This is a genomic window from Scytonema sp. NUACC21 (genome assembly GCF_054684315.1).
Genome location: NZ_BAAFZH010000076.1, coordinates 64594 through 87462, shown reverse-complemented (window position 1 = coordinate 87462; position 22869 = coordinate 64594). Strand labels below are relative to the sequence as shown.

Genomic DNA, 22869 nt, shown 5'->3' with positions numbered 1-22869 from the left:
GAGTACCGGGATTGCCGGTGGCTAGGGTGAGGAGAGAAGAGGAGGGGGAGAGGGGGGGAGTGGGAGAGGGGGAGAGGGGTTTGGGATTCAACTTTGATAGTGGAGTATCTAGACGAGACTTATCCTCAACCCAGTTTTTACCCCAGCAATCCCATTGAGCGTTTGCGCTGTCGTCAGGGGGAAGAGTTAGCAGACACCTTGATAGACAATGCTGTAGGATTGTGGTATCAAACTCGCAAAGGACATCAAGCTGATTCAGACATCCAAGCTAAATATCAGTCCACCATCAATCGCATTTTGGGTGTTTTTGAGCAAAAGTTGACCAACGAAACCTACCTATTAAACGGAACCTTCAGTGCTGTTGATGTTGCAGCCATATCAGGATTGGGTTATTACAGTCTGAGATTTGGCAATGATTGGCAGCAAGAATATCCTCAATTAAGTCAATGGTTTGAGTTATTGCACCAACGCGAATCAGTGCAGTCTACCATACCACAAGCTTGAGCGCTCTCCATAGCGAAATCTCAAGCAGCTTGACCACAACTAAACTTAACAACAATCAGAGTCTCAAAGGGCGACCCTGATATGCAAGCGCTGCAAAAGACCTTGCTAATTGATTCTGAAGGTGATTACTGTGCTTACGGAATTTTCAAAATGCCTGGTGTTAATTGTGTAGTAGAAATGAGGCAACCGTGACAGATTAAGAAACAGCGCATTTTGTCAATTTGTCACGGGTGGAAATGAGGGCAGGTTGCTGAATTTGATATTTTCAGCTTACCACCTGCCCCTTTTTCTATCCCGAACTGAGGTTAGTCAAGGTAGTCAGAATGAACCCAACCACGCGCACCAACAAGCTTGAGCCAGTCTCCAGAAGAATAGCTCACTCTGACATAACTTCCGTGACGTATGCTGCCGATTCTTTGATAATCAGAACCCGGACCTGAACGGATAACCACTCCAACAGGTGCATTCACCCGTAGCGTGTAAGTCTGGGGACGACGACCGCCAGTACCACCAAGATAATCAGAATGAACCCAACCAGGACCACCAGCAATTTTTACCCAGTTCCCAGAAGAATAACTGACTCTAACATAGCGTCCTTGAGGTATGCTGCCGATTCTTTGATAATCAGAACCCGGACCCGAACGAATAACCACTCCAATAGGGGCGGTCACTCGTAGTGTGCGAACAGGGGCACGGCGACCACCGGTTCCGCGATAATGGTGGCTAGGATAGCTAGGATAGTTACCGCTTATTTCGTAACCAGCTTGAGCCGGACTCATACCAGCTGCAAATGCTGAGCTTGTTGCTGTCACAAACAACATTGCAGCAATAGCCGCCTTCTTTTTAAGAGAAGATACGCCAAAATTGTCATTTTGGTTAAGAGTTTCCATGTGATTAATCTCCTTAATTTGAATTTAAGAATAGTGGTTAGTAAGTTGGTACAAATAAAGTTAACTGAGGAGAGTCGTCCTTGGTCCTTTATCATTAGTCCTTTGTTCTTTACAAATGACTATTCACTAATGACTGATGACAGTTAACATAGTTCCATTTATTTTTGCCCACCTACTCTTGTTTGTTTTGAATAGTTACTTTTATGCCAACTATCCTGTTGTTTTGCTCTTAGTTTCTACTATCGAGTGCTTTTAATGGCTTCAGTTTAAGTCTCTACAATTCCGGAAAAGTTTATATAAGTTGTACCAGGAAAAACAGAGGTCAACTTTGCGATAGGTCGTCCTTTGTAACTATAATGCCAACACTCAGTAACGCTATTTCTAGTAAAATAAAATACTATATATTAAGTATAATAGAATGATTTTTATTTGCAAAACAATAAGTAGACATATCCGACAAAGAATGTAGAGAAGCACCATGGTGCGTCTCTACAACGATTGTAGATAACGCAGGGTTAATTTCTGGAGATATCTAGGTTCTAGAATTTCATAAATTCCTCAGAAATTTTGTAAGGCTCACTTGCTACTATGGTGTCGCATATATCGTTTGGATTAACAGGATAGGCAGGAATGCCCGTCCCACAAGAGGAATGTCCATCCCACAAGATAAATCATTAAATTCTTGCAAATAAGATAATTTTCCTGAATTAACCTACCTTTGGTGGAATTAGTAAAACGGTTAGTTAATCTGTCGATTTTTGTCACCGTTGCCATCTGGTTGATTGCTATTTCGTTGCGATCGCATTTGAGCAAGCTGTTTGAGAGAATCACTGATTCTACGTGGTTTTGGCACTTCACCCCTTCCTGCTGGCCATCCCTCACGCTGACGAGAGCGATCGCCATCTGTTTCCTCTGTTTGGTCGTGGAACAATATTTGTGTAGTGGGGAACGGTAAGTCAATGCCGTTAGCTGTCAGCTTATTCTTAATAGCAGTTAAGACTTTATCCCTTGAATCAAGACTATCTGCTCTTCGCGGTGGAGCTACCCACCAGCGGGCGCGAATGTTCACGGTACTTTCATCAAGCTCCATAACCAATGCATCAGGTGCTGGGTCTTTCAAAACTATATCCACACTATGCATTGCTTCCAGAATCAACTCCTTCGCCCGTTCAATATTGTCACCGTAACCAATGCCAATGTCATACTCCAAGCGGCGGTTATCAAAGGCTGTATTGACAGTGATTGAATTTGTAAACAGTTCAGCATTAGGAATGACTATACGCCGACCATCATAGGTTCGGATAGTTGTGGCACGTGTCTGAATATTTTCTACTGTTCCCTCAAAATCTTTAAAGATAATTTGGTCATTGATTTGGAACGGTTCAGTTAAGAGAATTAAAATACCTGCTAAAAAGTTTTGCAAAATATCACGAAAAGCAAAACCAATTGCCACTCCACTAATACCTAACAGTTGAACTAAATCGCCCGCTTGAAATGTTGGAATAACAATCGATAAAGCGACAAAGAGACCGACTAAGATAATAGCTCCCTGCGATAAACGTCCGAGAACTAGCCCTAGATTTCGTGCATAGCGATACTTTCGGGTAAGACGTCTGACAAGAAACCGAATTGCTCTAGCCGCAAACCAAAACAAAATAAAGACAACCAATGCCAACACAATATTAGGCAGCATGATGATAAAACTATTAATCATGTCCTGTACTTTTTCCCATGCTGCCGATACTGATTTTTGAAAATTCATCACACCTTTTTGCTATACTATTGCTAGAAAGTATTTTAATGAAAACCTACAAAAATATCTCTATCTAAAGTCATGATTTTGTTTATAGAAATCTAGTTGGATTTTTGAAAAAATCTAAAGATTTGTAGGGTGGGTAGTGCCTAACACAACTTAGATTTGGTGGGCAGTGCCCAACGCCACTCCTCTCAACGCGGGAAACCCACGCACGAGGGTGGCTCCCCTACGTGTATTTCAAAAATCAAATAGTAATCCTATAGTTTTTTCTCCATATACGTTTAAACTATTTTTTACTATTTCAGTTAGAAATTATTACTTTAGCAAGATGAAGCGATCGCAAAAATGTAAAATAGCTAAAAAACATAGATGTTTGAGAAACAGTATTACAATATAAATTCTCTTGTATGATATGTAAGAGCAAAGACAAATAGCACCTGTTTATGCCATCCACTTACCCAACTTTCCATTCCCATTTCTGGGAAATAGTATGTTACAGCTGATTCTTGTTGTAATTTCTGTTATTTTCGGTTCAGCGCTTTGTTCTAGTGTAGAAACAGCGCTATTTTCTGTGTCTACTGTGAAAGTAAGACAATTAGCTCAATCTAATAACCCCTCCGCAGTCGCACTTTTGGCAATTCGTGAAAATATGAATCGACCGATTGCGACCATTGTCATACTGAACAATATTTTCAACATCATTGGTAGCATTCTCACAGGTAATCTTGCTGCTAAGGTGTTGGGAAATAGTTGGCTGGGTATATTTTCAGCAGTATTAACCTTCCTGATTATCATTTTTGGGGAAATTATCCCAAAGACTATTGGAGAGCGCTATGCAGAAAAGATAGCCACACTTGCAGCTTTACCTGTGACTGGACTTACCATTGCTTTCACACCCCTAGTCTGGATTCTAGAAACCGTGACTGCACCCTTTACTAAAGGTAAGAAACGACCGACAACAAACGAGGCTGAAATAAAACTATTGGCAAATATCGGTCAACAAGAGGGAATCATTGAAAAGGATGAAGCAGAAATGATCCAACGGGTGTTTCGATTGAATGATGTAACAGCGTCTGATTTGATGACACCCAGAATCATACTGACATATATAGATGGAAATTTAACTCTTACTGAAGCAAAAGCAGATATTATTGCCTCACAACATACCCGAATTATAGTGGTTGATGACTCTATCGACCAAGTCATGGGATTTGCTTTAAAGCAGAACTTGCTGACAGCAATGGTTGAAGGCAACAACAATCAAAAAATTGCTACTCTGACTCGCAAAATTCGCTTTGTTCCTGAAACAATTCAAGCAGATAAACTGCTAAAAAGCTTTATAGACGCTCATGAACATCTAGCAGTAGTTGTAGATGAATACGGGAACGTTGCGGGTGTGGTCACCTTAGAAGATGTTCTTGAGGTCATAACCGGTGAAATTGTAGACGAAACCGATCGCACTGTGGATATGCAAGAAATTGCACGCAAGAAACGAGAAAGAATGTTGCAGTCGATGGGTGCCAAGTAGCTTTTCCTACCCGTTACATTTTTGGTCAAATGAATATCAATGCCTATACCATTTGGGAAGACATACAAAAAATCCGTGACTCCGTCCCCTTAATTCATAACATCACCAACTATGTTGTGATGAATAACACTGCCAATGCTCTTTTAGCATTAGGAGCATCACCTGTCATGGCACATGCCATAGAAGAAGTAGAAGAGATGGTTGGTATTGCCGGAGCATTGGTAATTAATATTGGCACGTTGAGTGAAGCATGGATAAAAGCGATGCAAAAGGCAATGCTCCGAGCTTATGAACTGAACAAGCCGATTGTTCTTGACCCGGTTGGTGCAGGTGCTACAACTTATCGAACAGCAACAATCCGACAGTTTTTTGAAACTGTTAATCCCACAGTGATTCGGGCTAATGCTTCTGAAGTGTGTTCTCTTGTGAGGGAAGAGGCTCAAACTAAAGGAGTGGACAGTAGCCAAAAATCTGAATCTGCTGTAGAAGCTGCAAAGTTAATCGCTCACAGCTCTCAATGTGTTGTGGTAATTAGTGGTGCAAAAGATTTTATTGTGAATCCCAAGCAAGTGATTCAGATTGACAATGGACATCCATTTATGGCAAAAGTGACGGGCATGGGTTGTACGGCAACGGCACTAACAGGGGCATTTTTGGCGGTCAATACAGATGCTTTTATGGCGGCTGCACATACTATGGCAGTGATGGGTATTGCTGGTGAAATCGCTGCACATAAAGCTACAGGTCCTGGCACCTTGCAAATCCACTTTTTGGATGCTCTATACAATTTGAGCAAAGAAAATATAGAAGACAATTTAAGATGGTGTAAAGTATAAAAAATTACTCTGAAATGCTTATCTTCCTTGGGAGCACCCCACAGGCAGCGCACCCCCCCGTTATGAATGGAAGAAACACTTCCCTCACTCCCTCCCTCAAGAGTATTTCTCAAGAGGCAGTTCAAACTGTCCTCTTTTCTAACAATAATAGTTAGTGTTTGTACTGGCAATCGGGATGATGTTAAAGTGAACAAACACAGGAACTATGCTTTACACAATCTTACCAAAGCATCTTCAAAAGGAATGCTTTCTTTAAAAGATGCGATCGCTCTGATTGTGGGCGTTGTTATCGGTGCAGGTATTTTTGAGACACCATCTCTCGTGGCTAGTCATCTGCAAAGCCCTGCAATGGTGATGTTCGTTTGGCTACTAGGTGGTGCCATGTCATTAATTGGGGCTTTATGTTACGCCGAACTGGCAACAGCATATCCTCATACTGGTGGTAATTACCATTACCTCATGCGTGCCTTTGGAAAAAACTGGGCATTTTTATTTGCCTGGGGGCGGCTGGCGGTTGTTCAAACGGGTTCGATAGCACTTTTGGCGTTTGTGTTTGGTGATTATGCCTCAGAGTTATGGCGACTGGGTGAATATTCCCCGTCCATTTATGCTGTGGCTGTCATCATCATCTTGACTGCTGTCAATGTCCTTGGTATTCAACAAGGTAAATCAACCCAGAATTGGTTAACAGTCGCTCAAGTTCTCGGCTTGCTTCTCCTTGCTCTTGCGGGGTTAATTTTTGCTACACCCCCTGCTACAGCTGCGAGTCCTACATCCGGGGGAAATTTTGGTTTGGCGATGGTTTTTGTGTTGCTGTCTTACGGTGGTTGGAACGAAGCAGCTTATATTTCCGCAGAACTACAAAACGTGAAACGGAATATGGTGCGATCGCTCATCTGGAGTCTTAGCATTATCACAGCCATTTACTTACTTATCAACCTAGCATACATACTTGGATTGGGGTTACCTGGTATGGCTTCATCGAAAGCCGTAGCGGCAAATTTGATGCGTCATGCTTTTGGTGAACCTGGTGCTGTGTTTATCTGCTGCTTAATTGGCATTGCAACACTGAGTGCCATTAACGCCACAATTTTTACAGGTGCTCGGACTAACTACGCATTAGGTCAAGATTTTACGCTGTTTTCCTTTATGGGAAGGTGGAAAAGCCGTTCAAATGCACCAACGAATGCTTTACTCGTACAAGGAGCCATAACCCTTTTGTTGGTAATACTGGGAACTATGACGCGTAAAGGCTTTGAAACAATGGTGGATTATACCGCCCCCATTTTTTGGTTCTTTTTTCTACTAAGTGGTTTGTCACTAATCGTGTTGAGAGTGCGAGAACCACAGGTAGAAAGACCATTTCGCGTGCCTTTTTATCCCCTGACACCTCTCCTGTTTTGTCTTCTGTGTAGTTATTTACTTTACTCAAGCCTTGCTTATACTGGCATTGGAGCAATTATGGGAGTGGTGGTGGTGCTCGCTGGTATCCCTTTATTATTCATGACTGACCATCATTAAGGGATCTCATTCTTCCTTCAACTAGTTAAAATAGACTATTAAGCTACATTTGGGTATCAGCTTTGGAAACTGCAACTTGCCCTCGCTGCCATCAACCTGTTAACTCTCAAGCAGTCAAATGTCCCCATTGCCGCGCCGAGTTAAAGGCTTACGGACATCCAGGTATTCCCCTACATCGAGCAACTGGGGAAGGGTATCTCTGCGATACCTGTACTTATCACGCTGACGATACCTGCAATTTTCCCCAACGTCCCTACGCTACAGAGTGCATCCTTTACCAAAACATTGAAGAGAGACAATTGGAGTTACAGCAACAAAGCCAATCTAGCAGCTTTGGTGTCACTATAAGAAACTGGATGCGGCGCAATCAGGCTTTGCTGCTATTGCTTGCTTTATTATTCGTTTGTTTTCTGATTGCTTTATCTACTTCTTGAGTCCTTGAACAGAAATGTTGAGCGGAGATTTTGTAGGGTGGGCACTGCCGACCAAGAGTAGATTTTGTAGTTTGTAGGGTGGGCAGTGCCCACCAATAGTCTGAGTAGTTTGTAGTTTGTAGGGTGGGCACTGCCCACCAATAGTCTGAGAAAGGCGATAAAGTGTGACGCAGGGACGTAATGTTGTATGCCCTTAAAATGTAGTTTATTAACTCAAAAAATGCTGCAAGAAAAAGCCTGGTTACATAAAAGAAAGCAGGCTTTTTAGCTAAAATTGTTAAGGAGAAAATCAAAGATTGTGCGATACGCTGGCACCCTTCACTTTAGCTGGTATGATAATGCCATAGTAGGCAGTAGCGATCGCTGTTAAAGCGTTGAACCAAACATTGTTACCGAACAGTGGCATCAAGCCGAACATGGTTTTAGCCAAGGGCAGGCACCCCATAATGGCGATTACCGTATAAGCAACTGCAAAGACACGATTGAATAGTCGTGCGCTGCTCAAGCTGGGATAGGACGCAATTCCCAACACTCCAACAGCACAGTGTACAAGGTTATGCAAGAAATTAGTGGGAAACAGCCCAAATACGTAGCCAAATCCCATAGCGTAGGCGCTAGAAGTTGCATCAATCGGGACATAAGATGCCGTAGATCCAGGTAACAAAACCAAAGCTGGTACAAATCCAGCCAAACCTAAAAGCAAAAAGAGAATTCCGACGATCAGAGCACAATAGCGCTCTGTCGCATTTGCTGCGTTGATATTTTCCATATTTTCTGTTACCCGAGTTTCGTGCAAATTTTCACTTAATAAGAGCAGCTCGCAAAAATGCTATTTTTACTGATTGCCTTTTACAGACAAAAACAAATTCAATCAGCTTCCTGCGAGACATAACACTTTCCATTCAACTTACATTCCCTCGCAGTAACTCTATCCAAAGGAAGGATTAAATTTTCTCAGCTATTGTATTCATATATACTAAAATAAGCATCTGTGCATCACTTTTACTTAGGGAGTTACAGATAAAAAATCTTCAACTTTACTTAGGAAGTTCCAAATTAAAAAATCTTCAACTTTTTCTTGTGGAACGGGCGTCCTCGCCCGTCCTATATAAGTGGCTCTCTGGAAGCATCCTGTATAAGTATAATGTGCGGGCTGGAAGCCCGCACCACAAAAAACTTCAATGGTGTTTAACGGCAAAACCTTCTTGACCTGTAAACCTCGTACATGAGGAGACTTCCTGCTACAGCGAGATTGAGAGAGTCAGCCGTACCTACGATTGGAATCCGTAGAAGATGCTGGCACAAATCCCGCTGTTGTTGGGTGAGACCTTGGCGCTCCTCACCTAGGAACAGAAGAGTCGAAGGTGGGTAATCGAACTGATGAAAATCAGTTGTTCCGTCTGGTGAAGCACCGATCGCATGGCAGCATTGGCGGCGTATCCACTCACGGAGTGAGGGAAAGCCCGTGCGTACAAACTTCTGGCGGAAGAGTGCGCCCATAGATGCCCGAACAACATCGGGATCGAACGGGTCTACATGCCCACCAATAAAGATAAAGCCAGCACCACCCACAGCCTCCGATGTCCGAATCAAAGTTCCTAGGTTTCCTGGGGAGCGAACGGTTTCAAGAGCCAACCAACACAACCCAGCTTGTGGCGAGACATCACGCAACTTGAACCAGCGCTGACGCACAATAGCACCCACACCTGAAGCACGCTCGGTATAAGAGATCTGCCTGAACTGTTCCGGTGTGACAGGGATACTAGCCACACCCTTGCGACGAGTGTGGCGAACTAGCTTTCGTGCCACCGGTGCTGTCAGCAATTTTTCGCTAAACAGGATTGTCGAAACATCAAAGCCATTGTCAATTGCTTGTACGAAGTTCCGTACACCTTCAATGTAGAACAATCCAGAGGCATCACGATATTTGCGGTCAAACTGAAGCTTTTGTACCTCGGCTAAAGTAGCCTCAACATCTAGCCGATACTGACCGGAACCTTTAGCGCCGGTCATCCTCCTTTTGGGGAGCCATCTTACTCCCTACAACTAAGTTTCCAAAAAGCATAGCTTGTAGCGGAAAAAAACCGCAGAATCTGTTTATAAATTAAAAGATATAATATCACAGATTATCAATAAGGCACTGTTAGTAGTCGGTATAGATAAAGTTAACTACTTAATGCTGTCCTTTATCATTTGTTATTGGTCATTTGTATGGGTTTGGGCTCCATTACATTTCTTAACATAGATGCTTCTATTCTCATCTAGCTACTGGCATTTAAGGATGAATTATCTTTTTCCTATAGCATTAAAGACAATTCTTACTTACCCTATGTTATGCCCAGTTAATAATAGAAACTTTTCTTAATAATCTCAGAGTCAGATACTTCAGCTGTTGGCGATCGTGGTGTGAGAACATGGAGACAGTTAACGACAGTCAACGAAGTCTGAACAGAATGGAACAGCATCGGAAGTCAACGGTCGCGATCACGGGCGCATCTTCGGGGGTCGGTTTGCAGGCAGCGAAAGCTCTTGCCCAAACCGGGCAATGGCATGTGGTGATGGCCTGTCGGGATCTGCCGAAGGCGGAAAAAGTTGCTCAGGCTGTGGGAATACCGAAGGACAGCTACACAATCATGCACCTCGACTTGGCAAGCTTAGAGAGCGTGCGACAATTTGTAAAGAACTTTAGGGAAAGTGGCAGAACTCTGGAGGCTTTAGTGTGCAACGCCGCAGTGTATATGCCCTTATTAAAAGAGCCATTGCGAAGCGCAGACGGATACGAATTGAGCGTTGCCACGAATCACCTCGGGCATTTCCTCTTGTGTAACCTCATGCTAGAGGATTTGAAAAACTCCAAAGCTTCGGAACCGAGGTTAGTCATTTTAGGAACCGTGACGCACAATCCCAAGGAGTTGGGAGGAAAAATTCCACCGCGTCCGGACTTGGGAGATTTGAAGGGTTTGGCAGCTGGATTCAAAGAGCCGTACACGATGATTGACGGCAAGAAATTTGAGCCAGTCAAAGCTTATAAAGATAGCAAGGTCTGCAATGTGTTAACCATGCGGGAACTGCATCGGCGCTATCACCAGTCAACTGGTATCACCTTCAGTTCTCTTTATCCTGGTTGTGTGGCAACAACTGCTCTATTCCGAAACCACTATCCCTTATTTCAGAAACTTTTCCCAATCTTTCAAAAGTACATTACTGGAGGGTTTGTGTCAGAGGAGGAGGCAGGTCGGAGGGTCGCGGAGGTGGTCGCCGATCCTGCGTATAACCAATCTGGTGCCTATTGGAGCTGGGGGAATAGACAGAAGAAAGATGGCAAGTCGTTTGTTCAAGACGTCTCGCCGGAAGCAAGCGATGCTGAGAAAGCGAAGCGCCTGTGGGAACTAAGCGAAAAGTTGGTTGGGCTTGCTTAACGCGACAGGAGTGCCATTTTTTCACAAACTTTTCCCTGTCTGGGGATGCTGCATGACGCAATCTATTCTTATTCGTTATCTTCAGCATCCCGCAGGGTCAAGTCGCTTCTCGAAAATCGTAATTTGTAGTTCGTAATGATTACCACACAGAGAAATCTGGAGCTTGAATAAAGTTGGCAACACCTTTTTTCTTTTTCATAACTAAAGTTATTCATGCATTTTTGATTACGAATTACGAATTAGGATGAAGGATAAAGGATAAAGGATGAAAAATAGGTTGATAGATGGATACTAGCCCTTTAATAAATTGATGGGAACTACCATCTACTTCATACTTCATCCTTAAGTTGACCAATGACTATTGACTATTGACAGATGAATGCAGCGACGAAGATAGAAGCAATTCTCTATTTAAAGGGTAAGCCCCTGTCAATCGGTGAAATTGCCGAGTATGCCGCCTGCGATCGCGCTACAGTTGAGGAAGGCATAATTGAACTTATTGACGAATATGCCCGACGAGATAGCGCTTTAGAAATCGTAGAAACCTCAAATGGTTACAGCTTGCAACTGCGGTCAGACTTTCACGATTTAGTGCAAACTCTAATTCCAGTAGAATTGGGATTGGGAGCATTGCGGACTTTGGCGGCAATAGCCTTAAATAGCCCAATACTCCAAAGTGACTTGATAGATTTGCGTGGTTCAGGAGCATACCAGCACGTTCAAGAACTGGTTGAACTCGGTTTTGTTAAGAAACGCCGTGACAGCGAATCACGTTCATACTCGTTACAAGTCACCTCAAAATTTCACCAGTATTTTCAAATTGAGCAGCTTCCCCAACCCTTCAACACTCAGGAGCAAAAACAACTAGAGCTTGAACTTCAACCACAAACTCAAGGAGATTGAGTTCTGTCGTGAGAATGCATGCTAGTACTCCTGACAGAGGTCTGTCCTTTCTAGTATGGTTTAGAGTAGAATAAGCAACTCAGCTAAAAAATTTGCCAATGGTGTTTGATCCAAACTTTCTGAATGACTACCCTGAGGAACACCCCAGTCAGCTTCTCAATGACGGCTTTGAGGATGATCCCAATAAGTTGCTCAAGTATCTACAGCATCAGCCGCCTGAAGTTTTAGCACGTGTAGCCCAGTCCGTTAGCCCCGAAATTAAACAAATTATTTCGCAAAACGTTCAAGGGCTTGTTGGGATGTTACCTGTTGAAAATTTCAACGTGCAAATTACAACGGATCGGGATAATTTAGCTGGGCTTCTAGCATCAGCTATGATGACGGGGTATTTTCTCCGCCAAATGGAACAACGGATGCAACTAGATCATTTGACCAACGACAAATAGCCATTTGTCACCTGTCGTTTGTCGTTGGACAAATAGCTAATGACCACAGGCTATTGACTATTTATGGGGATAAGCGCCGGATTGTACTTCAAAAGTTTGAATTTTTCCGTCGCGGTTAACTTCTAGTTGCAAAATGTCGCCTACAGCACTGGACTCTACCAGTTTCTGTACTTGCGCTGCAGTTTTGACTGCTTTACCGTTGACTTTTTGAATCATGTCCCCAGGGCGGAGTCCTCCTCGTTGTGCTGGAGAATTTTCTACAACGCCCTTAATCGCAACGCCAGCACTTTGTGTAATGCTCAGGTTGTATTCTTGATTTAACTGCTGTTTTTTCCCAGGGCTGAGGTCCACCATTTCAATTCCCAAGAACGGGTGTTCCACGCGTCCTTTAGTAAACAGTTCATTAGCTATGCGAGCAGCAGTTTCGATGGGGATGGCAAAACCTAATCCTTGTGCATCGGCGCGAATAGCAGTATTTACACCGATGACTTCACCTTGGGCATTTAGTAAAGGACCACCAGAGTTACCTGGGTTAATAGCTGCGTCGGTTTGAATGAAGCTCACTCGCTTGTCTGGAACACCAACTTGAGCGCTTGTGCGGTCTGTAGCGCTGATAATACCAATGGTCACCGTGTTATCCAAGCCCAAAGGATTGCCAATCGCGATCGCCCACTGACCGGGTATTAAGTTTTGTGAATTGCCCAGTGTAACTGTTGGCATATCGTTTGCTGCAATTTTGACCACAGCCACATCTGTTACAGCGTCAACGCCTACAACCTTTCCTTCAAAAGTTCGTCCATCCTTAAGGGTCACTTGTACAGTATCTGTGTCTGATACTACGTGAGCGTTGGTGAGAATTCGTCCATTCTTGCTTAAAATAAATCCAGACCCCGTACCGCGCTCTATTCGTTCTCTGGGAAATGGTTGCTCGTCCTCTCCAAAAAACCGTCGCAACAGAGGATTTTTCAAAGCATTAGAGATGGGATTTGCGACTTTACGGGTAGCGTTAATTCGCACAACCGCAGGTCCAGTTTTTTGAACAGCCGAAGCAATAAAATTCACGTTATCGCCATTGGGAAGCCCAATCTGACCTCCAATGGGATTTGGCACTGCGTTTTCTGGGGGCAACGAAACTGTTACATTTTTTAACTCACGAAATAAACGATTTTGTGACGGGATATATAAACTACCTAATAAGCCAGCAGTGCTGCCTATGGATAGTAGGGATAAATAAATAGCCAGTTGCTTTAAGGATAATTTCATAAAATATTGCAGGAAGTGTGGAAACCCAAAATTGTGGTTTTGGGAGGAAACACGACGCCATACTTTAGTTAGTATGCGTCAAAAACAGAAATTTGTTAGTGGTTAGTGGGCTACTAACTACTACAACATTTCACCCGCCTCTGCCGTCTAAAATCTAGAGTTGAGTGCCTCCTTTATATACATGACTCTTCCCTATCGTCTACTGTTTCTCATTACCATAATCGCTAACATCGTTGGTGTGGTGTATTCGTATCCAGAGCGATCGCTTGCACAGGTTTCTGCTACAAATTGCAAAACTTCGGCGCTAGAACGCTTTCAACGCCACAAAGTAGCTCCAGGCGAAACTTTGGCAAGTATAGCCCAACGCTACAACCTCACCCCAACAACCATTATCACCATGAATCCGGCTTTACAAAACAGCAAAGTGACGGTTGGAAGTGAAATTCAAATTCCTCCCTACAACGGAATTGTTGTTGAAGTGCCGAGGGGTCAAACCTGGCGACAGGTAGCAGCAAGATACAAAATCCGTCCGGATGCACTTTTTGAGGTGAACGGGTGTCAGAAAAACCCTAAAGTTGTGTTTGTACCCGATGTCAAGCAATCGCCAAATCTTCCTGTCACAGAAACTCCAAATTCCACTCTCAGCCCCAGCCAACTGATTGGTTATCCATTGCCACAAGTCTCAAACGTGGCGGTATCCTACGGATGGCAGACCAATCCTACTAATGGTGAGGTTTTCTTCCATAGTGGCATAGATTTGTTGGCAGAAAAAGGAACCTCAGTACAAGCTATTGGTGAAGGAACTGTTGCTTTTGCGAAAGAACAAGGTACCTATGGCAATTTAGTGATCGTTAATCACAGTGGAGGATTGCAAAGCCGTTACGCCCATCTTGACAGCATCCAAGTCTCAGTTGGTCACCGGGTGAAAAAGGGGGATTTAGTCGGGACTGTAGGTACAACTGGAACTCCTACCATCAACCAACCCCATCTTCATTTTGAAGTTCGTTCGAGTTCTTCCCTGGGTTGGACCGCTCAAGATCCACGGGGGTATTTACAGAGGTAAGTAGGTCGAGAGGAAGTGAGGGAGTGAGGGAAGTGTTGCTTCCATTCATAACGGGTGGTGCGCCGCTTGTAGGACACTTTCAAGAAAGCACTGCCCACCATAAATCTCAATCTTTAAAGAAAGTTGGGTGGGCACTGCCCACCATAAATCTCAATCTTCAAAGAAAGCCCACCATAAATCTCAATCTTCAAAGAAAGGCACTGCCCACCATAAATCTCAATTTTCAAACCAATCCAAAATAGAATCTGTAGATTTAACCAGATGCATCCCAGCAGCAGCAAATCGTTCAAAAGCTGCGTCGGCTGCTTCCGTATAATCGACTACATTAGGAACGACAACAGGGGAAGTACAGTCTTCCAGCAAATAAACTTTTCTCGCTAAATTGGGATCTACCTGCTGAATTTCTGTTAATAAATCCGCAATTGTCCAAGCAACACAATGACTTTTAGCTTGACCGGCAACAATCACCCCATCAAATTCTAATAATTGTTGAATTAAACGAGTATTTTTTTGAGCAATAGGGCGTCGGTCGAAACCGTCTAAAATTTCCGGGCTTAAGACAGAATAATTTTCTGTTAAAGGATTATTACCTTTTAATTCAAACTGAGTTTGGCTGTGACGAGCAATACAGTGGAAAAAGATTGCCTCTTCTACAGCAGAAACTAAAGCATGACCGATACCTCCTAACATGGAGTGATAAGACCAAACTGTCAGTGGGTATTTACCGCCTTGGCTTAACTGCTGAAGGTAGTGGTAGGCGTGTTTTTCCAGGAATTCATATTCATACCCAAGGCTGTCAGCAACTCCAGCGTTAACTTTCCAAATTCCTTTCTCCATGTCAACTGGAGTGATATTAGTAGCAGTAGGAATGGGATGTTCTCCTGCTTGGTTAACCCAGAAAATAGGATGGAAAATTTGCATGGTCATGTGAGTATCCATTGTAGGCACAATTGTAGCGATCGCACCTAAATTACGATAAATAAACTCACACAAACGTACATTATCATCTACTGCCCCCGATCCAGATTTCCCACCTACAAATAATTCAAACTCAGGTATGCAAAATGTATTTTGTACATCTATTAATAGCAGACAAATACGAGTTTTATCTTCAGACGCTGGATTGATGCTATATTTCCTTGCCCAATCTCTTGCTTCTTCCGCGCATTTCTGATAAGGTACACGCCAAACTTCAGCAACTTTTTGACAGTTAAAGTGAGGGGGAATTGGTAATTGATTTGTTGTTTGTTTGTTCATAATTTTACATCATGCACAGTGCGTTTTAATTAAAGTCAAGATTGAAGGAATAGAATGTACTACAGGTCTTGGTTACTGATGCATAAAATCATTTTCACGAGCAATAATCTTTATTGCTTATTTAAACAGAAGATTTTAAGTAATGGGTTTAAGACAATTCTTTATGCTTTTAACTTAGCATTAAGGGCATTTTAGCGTAAGACTAATTTACATGATAGCCAAAATATGCTTTCTCGGATTTTACTTAAAAAACATGTAAATTAATTTACTCTAATGTTCTCATTTTCACACCCTGTAGAAAAATGAGCGTTCTTACCTAACCCCTCAACCCCTTTCCTTGTAGGGAAGAATCCAAAGCCTCTCGCCCAGAGGGATAGAAACAGAGAAGCGAGGTTTTCCAGATCCCGTAAAAAGCCAAGAATAAAGCGAAGTGACAATGGAGTAATAGAAGAGCTATACTGAGAACTGATTTAACACAACTTTTCCATGATGGCAATATCTCTTTCGTTAGAAAAACCAAAATACAGAACGTCTTAGGGAAATTGACCAAAAATGGATAAATTGCCAGAAAAAATTTTAATCTGACAAAATATAAATTTATTTATGGTTGAACTACCAGGGATTCAAGTATTAGTACAAATTTATGAAAGTGCTAAATCTCTAGTCTATCGTGGCATCGTAGAAGAAAATAATCAACCTGTTATCTTAAAGCTTCTTAAAAAAGACTATCCTACCCCTGCGGAACTTGTGCGCTATCACCAGGAATATGAAATTACGCGTAATTTAGATTTAGAGGGAGTCGTTAAATCTTACAAATTGCAAAAATATCAGAATACATTGGTAATGTTATTGGAAGATTTTGGTGGTGAATCTTTAGATAGATTACTAGCAAAAAGGCAGTTAACCTTAACGGAATTTCTCAAACTTGCTATACAAATTACTGATATTTTGGTTAAAATTCATCAAGCAAATATTATCCACAAAGATATTAACCCATCAAATATTGTTTTTAATGCTGAAACAGGGCAATTAAAAATTATCGATTTTGGGTTATCCTCTATTTTACTTCGTGAAAATACTGAGCTAAAGAATCCTTATGTTTTAGAAGGAACGTTAGCATATATTTCTCCAGAACAAACAGGCAGAATTAATCGGACGGTAGATTATCGTAGTGATTTTTATTCTCTAGGCACTACTTTTTATGAGATGCTGACTAATCGATTGCCTTTTGAAACTAATGTGGATGTTATGGAGTTAGTATATTGCCATATTGCTAAACAACCAATACCAGTAAATATTATTAATCCACAGGTTCCTCTAGTAGTTTCAGAAATAGTCATGAAACTCATGGCGAAAACAGCAGAAGAAAGATACCAAAGTGCTTACGGAATTAAAGCGGATTTAGAAGTTTGTCTCAATCAATTGCAGCATCAGGGAAAGATAAGTAATTTTGAATTATGCAGTCAGGATATTTCAGATAAATTTCAAATATCTCAGAAGTTGTATGGGAGAGAAGAACAAATTAAGACTTTATTAAAAGCTTTTGAAAAAGTGAGCTTAGGGCAGAAAGAATTCATGTTAGTTTCCGGTTATTCTGGCATCGGCAAATCAGCATTAGTACAAGAGATTTACAAACCAATAACCGAGCATAAGGGTTATTTTATTTCTGGAAAGTTTGACCAACTCCATCGAAATATTCCTTACGGTGCTGTAGTGCATGCCTTCACTCAGTTAGTAAGGCAACTACTTGTAGAAACAGAGGAGCAACTACAAGAGTGGCGAGATAAACTCCTTGTAAGTCTGGGGAGTAATGCCCAGGTAATTGTTGATGTGATTCCGGAAATTGAACTAATTATTGGTAAACAACCTGCACTTGCAGAATTAGCTCCTGTAGAGGCTCAAAACCGTTTTAATTTAGTTTTTCAAAATTTTATAGGAGTGTTTTGTCAAAAGGAACATCCCTTGGTGATTTTTTTGGATGATTTACAGTGGGCTGATTTGGCTACTTTAAAATTAATCCAGTTAATGATGACAGATATAGATAATAAGTATTTGTTTTTAATAGGTTCCTATCGAGACAATGAAGTCAATACAACCCATCCTTTAACTCTTACTTTATCGGAAATTAAAACTTCAGGAGCATCTATTAATACTATTTTACTTTTGCCTTTGGATTTTAATTATGTCAATCAGTTAATTGCTGATACTCTTAAAATGAGTTGCGATCGGACAAAGGCGTTAGCAGAATTAGTTCTAGAAAAAACCCAGGGCAATCCCTTTTTTATGAATGAGTTTCTCAAATCTCTTTATACCCAAGGGCTGTTAGTTTTTGATTTTCAAACACGGAGATGGCAATGGGATTTACAGCATATTCGAGCTAGAGACATTACGGATAATGTAGTTGAACTGATGGCTAAAAAGATTCAAAATCTGCCAGAAAAAACACAGGAAGTTTTAAGATTAGCTGCTTGCATTGGCAATTATTTCGATTTGAAGACTTTGTCCATTGTACATAAAAAAAAGCTGTCAAAAGAGACAGCTGAGCATCTGTGGTCAGCAATACAGGATGGTTTGGTTGTACCCCTGAGTTCTGATTATAAGTGTCTGCAAACAGGCTGTAACTTAGATAACTTAAGTATCACTTACAAATTTGTACACGATCGCGTCCAACAAGCTGCATATTTTCTCATTACAGACAATCAAAAGCAAGCTATTCATCTGCAAATTGGACAACTCTTACTTAAGAATACACCATTAAAGCAGCAAGAAGAGTCAATTTTTGATATTGTCGATCAATTAAATTTAGGTTGTAAGCTGATTGATAACCAAGAACAACGAGATGAATTAGCCAAATTAAATTTAATAGCTGGAAAGAAAGCGAAAGCATCTGCTGCTTTTCAACCTGCCTTTACTTACCTAATACATGGTTTAGAATTGTTAGCGGCAGATAAATGGCAGAAACAATACAAAATGACCTTGGATTTGTACGTAGAAGCTGCAGAAGCTGCTTACTTAAGCGGTCAGTTTGCTGAAATGGAAAAATTAGCTTCTGTCGTGTTGCAAAGTGCTGACCAACTATTGGATAAAGTGAAAGTTTATGAAGTTCAAATTGCAGCTGCTATAGCACAGGGTAAGCTAGTACAGGCTATTGATATTGGGATAAGTGTTCTCAATCTTTTCGGGCTCAGATTACCAAGAAAAGCAACTCAAGTTGATGTTTTATTTTCTATCTTAGAAACAAAGTTTGTTTTATTGGGTAAACGGGTTGAGGATTTAATTCATTTACCTCAAATGACTGTTACTGAAAAAAAATCTGCTATTTCTCTTCTCTGCAAAATTTTTTCTGCTTCTTATCTTGCAGCAACCAATCTCTTACCAATTGTTATTTTTAAAACAGTTACTTTACTAGTAAAATATGGAAATGTTGAAATATCCGCTTATGTTTATGCTAGTTACGGTACAATTTTATGTGGAACATTAGGAGAAATTGAATTAGGTAATCGTTTTGGTGACTTAGCTTTAAGTTTTTTGGAATTATTTAATTCTCGTAAGTTGAAGACTAGTGTGGTCTTTCTTGTTTATAGTTTTATCAAACATTGGCGACAACATGGCAGGCATTCATTACAACCTTTAAAGGAGAGCTATATTAATGGGATAGAAACTGGAGATTTTGAATATGCTGCTTATTGCGCTCATCTTTACTCTAACTATTGCTGTTTTCTCGGTGAAGAATTAGCTGTAGTTGAACGAGAGATGTACCATTATATTAATGCTATTAAAAAAATCCAGCAACAGCGGAGTGCTGATAATATAAGTATTCACAGGCAAATGGTTTTAAATTTGCTAGGTCAATCTCAAAATCCCTGTTATCTAATTGGGGAAAGTTATAATGAGTTGGAAAACATTTCTCTAGCTATTGAGGCAAGAGATTATAGCAAAGTATTTAATATCTTTAGTTATAAATTAGTACTAAGTTACTTATTTGGAGAATACGAACAAGCTATAAACAATGCCATGATGGCAGAAGAACATTTAAAGGGAGGGCTGGGAACGCTGGCTATTCCCGCAGTTTATTTTTACGATACTTTAGCTCGATTGGCTGTTTATCCTTCCTGGCAAACAACGCAACAGAAATCTTGGCATCAAAGGATAAAAGCTAATTACAAAAAATTGAAAGAATGGGCAGCCTATGCTCCCATGAACCACTTACACAGATTGTATTTAATAGAAGCAGAATGGCAAAGAGTTTTAGGTCAAGAGTGCAAGGCAATGAAATCTTACGAGAAAGCCATTGCTTTGGCTAGAAAAAATGAATATCTTAATGAAGAAGCGCTTGGTCACGAGTTAGCAGCTAAGTTTTACCTCGCACAAGGCAACGAAAAAATTGCTCGAGTTTATATGGAGAATGCCCGTTACTGCTATTTGTGCTGGGGTGCAATGGCAAAAGTTCAAGATTTAGATAGCCGCTACCCACAATTATTAACAAGAAAGTTTTCAGAGCGGCGATCGCATGGCTGTAAGGTAAAATTTTCTACCCCACTATCTATTTCTGAGAGAAATACTTCCTCCAGCCTAGATTTAGCTACAATCATCAAAGCATCTCAAACCCTATCTGAAGAAATTGTCTTGGAGAAATTATTAACTAAATTGATGTTGACTGTTATCGAAAATGCCGGAGCACAAAAAGGAGTTTTAATTCTAGAAACTCAGGGTAAATGGTTTGTTCAAGCTGTAGGAGAATTAGATAATACTCCAGTTGTCTTACAGTCAATTCCTCTAGAACATTGTGAAATAATTCCTCTATCCATTATTAATTATGTAACCCGTATTAAAGGAAGTGTAGTTTTAAATGATGTGACTCATGAAGGAAAATTTACTTCTGATTCTTATATAAAGAACTATCAACCGCAATCGGTTTTATGTGCGCCACTGATTCATCAAGGTAAACTAACTAGTATTGTTTATTTAGAAAATAATCTTACTACAGGTGCTTTTACCTCTAAACAATTAGAAATAGTCAAACTCCTCTGCTTCCAAGCCGCTATTGCTCTAGAAAACGCCCTACTTTATGCAGAAAAAGAGAAATACGCATATACCCTGGAACAAAAAGTGGCAGAACGGACAGAACAATTGGAAAAAGCCAATCAAGAATTACAGCGCCTCGTTAGTATAGATGGTTTAACTCAAGTTGCCAATCGTCGTCATTTTAATGAAAGCTTGTCCCAAGAATGGAAGCGTCTGTTAAGTGAAAAACAACCTTTGTCTTTAATTTTGTGTGATGTGGATTACTTCAAACCTTACAACGATTTCTACGGGCATCAGAGAGGCGATGAATGCTTGCGACAAGTGGCAAAAACTATGGCTGATGCTATTAAGCGACCTGCTGATTTAGTGGCGCGTTATGGTGGCGAAGAGTTTGCAGTCATTCTGCCCAACACTGATATTGAGGGTGCTTTAAAGTTAGCTGAAGAGATAAGAATAGAAATTCAAAATCTGAAAATGCCTCATGCCCAATCGGATATAAGTCATTATGTTACTTTAAGTCTGGGCGTTACTTGTGTGGTTCCTGTACCAGAATTATCACCGGAAGACTTAATTGCTACTGCTGATGAAGCACTTTATGCAGCTAAAAAGCAGGGACGAGATTGTTCTGTTGCTAAAGATCTGACAAAATACGTAAGTAAACCAGTGAAAAAAACAAATTAGTGTAACAAAATTTACAATTCATATGTTGTTGACAAATTATCAATATTAATTGCTACTCCATAAATTCATTGACATGGCTGATAGTATTTATTACTTATTTCAATAGAAAATTTTTGGTATTGGATTTGAGAAAGTTCTTTCATGAATCAACTTTTTCCTGTAACTTTGCGTCTATTTATCTTTCTATCTCCTCATCTAAAACATTTTTAACTTTTTTTTCTACAACTTCATTAACCAAATTTGCCCCTGGTATGGCACTCTGAGAAGCAGAGCGTTCTCAAATTTGACATCCTCGCTACAAAAATCACTTGTATTAGGTTATGCAGACCCTGCCCATACTGACAGATTCCAATACTGTGCCCAGCCAACCAACCTTTGACACCACAATCAAACGGCGCAAAACCCGTCCTGTCAAAGTTGGTAATGTCACCATTGGGGGCGGCTACCCAGTGGTTGTGCAGTCAATGATTAACGAAGACACCCTAGATATAGATGGTTCTGTGGCAGCAATTCGTCGTTTGCACGAAATTGGTTGCGAAATTGTCCGCGTTACCGTCCCTAGTATGGCTCATGCCAGAGCATTGGCAGAAATTAAACAAAAGTTAATCAAAACCTACCAAGACGTGCCAATTGTTGCCGATGTGCAATATAATCTTGAGCTACAAGATATCGTAGAATGTCCTTGCTTTCCGGGCTGCTACGCAACGCTTCTGAAATGATTTGCATAGAGGTTCTGGTTCCTTCCGCTTTCTTAATTGCGGCTTCTCTTTCCCCTTCTGCTGCCATAATCGCAGCGCGACTTCTAATTTCAGCTGCCCGTTGTTCTTCCATTGACCTCTGCACGCTTTCCGGTGGTGTAATGCTTTGAATATCCACCCGTATAATGTGAACCCCCCAATTTGATGTTGCCTGGTTCAACTTATCCAAGATTTCTCTGTCCATCGCAGATCTAGAGGCGTTTGTCACCTCAAAAGTATTCTGGGCAATAATTTCTCGGAGAGTGGTTGTAGCTAGTTGGGAAAGAGAGCCTTGAAGATCATCGACTACGTAATAGCTGTCCTTCATGTTTGTAATCTTCCAGAAGACAACAGCGTCAACTTCTAAGTAAATATTATCTTTGGTTATGATATTTTGAGGTTTGATGTCTAAAAACTGTTCTCGTATTGTGTCCTCCATTACAATCTGGTCTACTAAGGGGACAATAAAGTTCAATCCCGCATTGAGTTTGCGATGATACCGCCCCAAGCGTTCGACCAAGGCTTCATTCCCCTGATTTATAAGTTTTGCAGATCCTAATGCATACCCTATCAGCACTAAGACTATTGCAATGATTGGTTCCATGT

At 41.1% G+C, this 22869-nt stretch carries 18 protein-coding genes and 1 pseudogene; 12 read left to right on the top strand and 7 right to left on the bottom strand.

What is annotated here, in order from left to right:
• The first annotated feature begins 99 nt into the window (after positions 1 to 99).
• Positions 100 to 504: a glutathione S-transferase family protein gene (locus ACYRY3_RS15995; protein ID WP_460202638.1), complete on the top strand. Its 405-nt coding sequence runs from the start codon at positions 100 to 102 to the stop codon at positions 502 to 504.
• Positions 505 to 809: 305 nt separating this feature from the next.
• Here the strand turns inward: ACYRY3_RS15995 and ACYRY3_RS15990 are convergent, their stop codons facing one another.
• A complete protein-coding gene (locus tag ACYRY3_RS15990) occupies positions 810 to 1394 on the bottom strand; it encodes an SH3 domain-containing protein (RefSeq protein WP_460202621.1) in 585 nt (194 codons plus the stop codon).
• A gap of 739 nt (positions 1395 to 2133) precedes the next feature.
• The gene (locus ACYRY3_RS15985; protein ID WP_460202620.1) at positions 2134 to 3156 is read right to left on the bottom strand and encodes a mechanosensitive ion channel family protein; all 1023 of its coding nucleotides are present in this window, start codon (positions 3154 to 3156) and stop codon (positions 2134 to 2136) included.
• A gap of 484 nt (positions 3157 to 3640) precedes the next feature.
• On the opposite strand from ACYRY3_RS15985, the gene ACYRY3_RS15980 reads away from it, so the two are divergent.
• The 4 genes from ACYRY3_RS15980 (at position 3641) to ACYRY3_RS15965 (ending at position 7469) form a co-directional block, all read left to right on the top strand.
• The gene (locus ACYRY3_RS15980; protein ID WP_460202619.1) at positions 3641 to 4678 is read left to right on the top strand and encodes a hemolysin family protein; all 1038 of its coding nucleotides are present in this window, start codon (positions 3641 to 3643) and stop codon (positions 4676 to 4678) included.
• A 29-nt stretch (positions 4679 to 4707) separates the two neighbouring features.
• Positions 4708 to 5514, top strand: a complete 807-nt coding sequence (gene thiM, locus ACYRY3_RS15975; RefSeq protein WP_460202618.1) for a hydroxyethylthiazole kinase — start codon at positions 4708 to 4710, stop codon at positions 5512 to 5514.
• A gap of 186 nt (positions 5515 to 5700) precedes the next feature.
• The gene (locus ACYRY3_RS15970) at positions 5701 to 7035 is read left to right on the top strand and encodes an APC family permease (RefSeq protein ID WP_460202617.1); all 1335 of its coding nucleotides are present in this window, start codon (positions 5701 to 5703) and stop codon (positions 7033 to 7035) included.
• A gap of 62 nt (positions 7036 to 7097) precedes the next feature.
• Positions 7098 to 7469, top strand: a complete 372-nt coding sequence (locus tag ACYRY3_RS15965) for a hypothetical protein (RefSeq protein ID WP_460202616.1) — start codon at positions 7098 to 7100, stop codon at positions 7467 to 7469.
• 289 nt (positions 7470 to 7758) lie between these two features.
• On the opposite strand, the gene ACYRY3_RS15960 is transcribed toward ACYRY3_RS15965, so the two are convergent.
• Both ACYRY3_RS15960 and ACYRY3_RS15955 read right to left on the bottom strand, forming a co-directional pair.
• Entirely contained in the window at positions 7759 to 8238 is a 480-nt protein-coding gene (locus tag ACYRY3_RS15960; RefSeq protein WP_460202615.1) for a DUF4383 domain-containing protein, read from the bottom strand.
• 419 nt (positions 8239 to 8657) lie between these two features.
• A complete protein-coding gene (locus ACYRY3_RS15955) occupies positions 8658 to 9482 on the bottom strand; it encodes a TrmH family RNA methyltransferase (protein WP_460202614.1) in 825 nt (274 codons plus the stop codon).
• A gap of 440 nt (positions 9483 to 9922) precedes the next feature.
• On the opposite strand from ACYRY3_RS15955, the gene ACYRY3_RS15950 reads away from it, so the two are divergent.
• From ACYRY3_RS15950 to ACYRY3_RS15940, 3 genes are all read left to right on the top strand, one after another.
• A complete protein-coding gene (locus ACYRY3_RS15950; protein WP_460202613.1) occupies positions 9923 to 10888 on the top strand; it encodes a protochlorophyllide reductase in 966 nt (321 codons plus the stop codon).
• Positions 10889 to 11263: 375 nt separating this feature from the next.
• Positions 11264 to 11791, top strand: coding sequence for an SMC-Scp complex subunit ScpB (gene scpB, locus ACYRY3_RS15945; RefSeq protein WP_460202612.1), 528 nt, complete (start codon positions 11264 to 11266; stop codon positions 11789 to 11791).
• 98 nt (positions 11792 to 11889) lie between these two features.
• Positions 11890 to 12237 (top strand): DUF760 domain-containing protein, encoded by a 348-nt coding sequence (locus ACYRY3_RS15940; protein ID WP_460202611.1) that lies wholly within the window; start codon positions 11890 to 11892, stop codon positions 12235 to 12237.
• 57 nt (positions 12238 to 12294) lie between these two features.
• On the opposite strand, the gene ACYRY3_RS15935 is transcribed toward ACYRY3_RS15940, so the two are convergent.
• Positions 12295 to 13500 (bottom strand): HhoA/HhoB/HtrA family serine endopeptidase, encoded by a 1206-nt coding sequence (locus ACYRY3_RS15935; RefSeq protein WP_460202610.1) that lies wholly within the window; start codon positions 13498 to 13500, stop codon positions 12295 to 12297.
• Positions 13501 to 13681: 181 nt separating this feature from the next.
• Between ACYRY3_RS15935 and ACYRY3_RS15930 the strand changes: the two genes are divergently transcribed.
• Positions 13682 to 14563: a peptidoglycan DD-metalloendopeptidase family protein gene (locus ACYRY3_RS15930; protein WP_460202609.1), complete on the top strand. Its 882-nt coding sequence runs from the start codon at positions 13682 to 13684 to the stop codon at positions 14561 to 14563.
• Positions 14564 to 14595: 32 nt separating this feature from the next.
• Positions 14596 to 14805, top strand: a complete 210-nt coding sequence (locus ACYRY3_RS15925) for a hypothetical protein (RefSeq protein ID WP_460202608.1) — start codon at positions 14596 to 14598, stop codon at positions 14803 to 14805.
• Here ACYRY3_RS15925 and ACYRY3_RS15920 read toward each other — a convergent pair.
• Positions 14780 to 15820 carry a cysteine hydrolase family protein gene (locus tag ACYRY3_RS15920; protein WP_460202607.1) on the bottom strand — a complete coding sequence of 347 codons (1041 nt, stop codon included), beginning with the start codon at positions 15818 to 15820 and terminating at the stop codon, positions 14780 to 14782. The two genes, ACYRY3_RS15925 and ACYRY3_RS15920, sit on opposite strands and share 26 nt — an antisense overlap.
• 603 nt (positions 15821 to 16423) lie before the next feature.
• On the opposite strand from ACYRY3_RS15920, the gene ACYRY3_RS15915 reads away from it, so the two are divergent.
• On the top strand, positions 16424 to 21526 hold the full coding sequence (locus ACYRY3_RS15915) for a diguanylate cyclase domain-containing protein (protein WP_460202606.1): 5103 nt from the start codon (positions 16424 to 16426) through the stop codon (positions 21524 to 21526).
• A gap of 320 nt (positions 21527 to 21846) precedes the next feature.
• Positions 21847 to 22179: pseudogene (locus ACYRY3_RS15910) on the top strand (flavodoxin-dependent (E)-4-hydroxy-3-methylbut-2-enyl-diphosphate synthase); the annotation flags it as partial.
• On the opposite strand, the gene ACYRY3_RS15905 reads toward ACYRY3_RS15910, so the two are convergent.
• Positions 22133 to 22867 (bottom strand): SPFH domain-containing protein, encoded by a 735-nt coding sequence (locus ACYRY3_RS15905; protein WP_460202605.1) that lies wholly within the window; start codon positions 22865 to 22867, stop codon positions 22133 to 22135. The pseudogene ACYRY3_RS15910 and the gene ACYRY3_RS15905 sit on opposite strands and share 47 nt — an antisense overlap.
• Between the last annotated feature and the right edge of the window lie 2 nt (positions 22868 to 22869).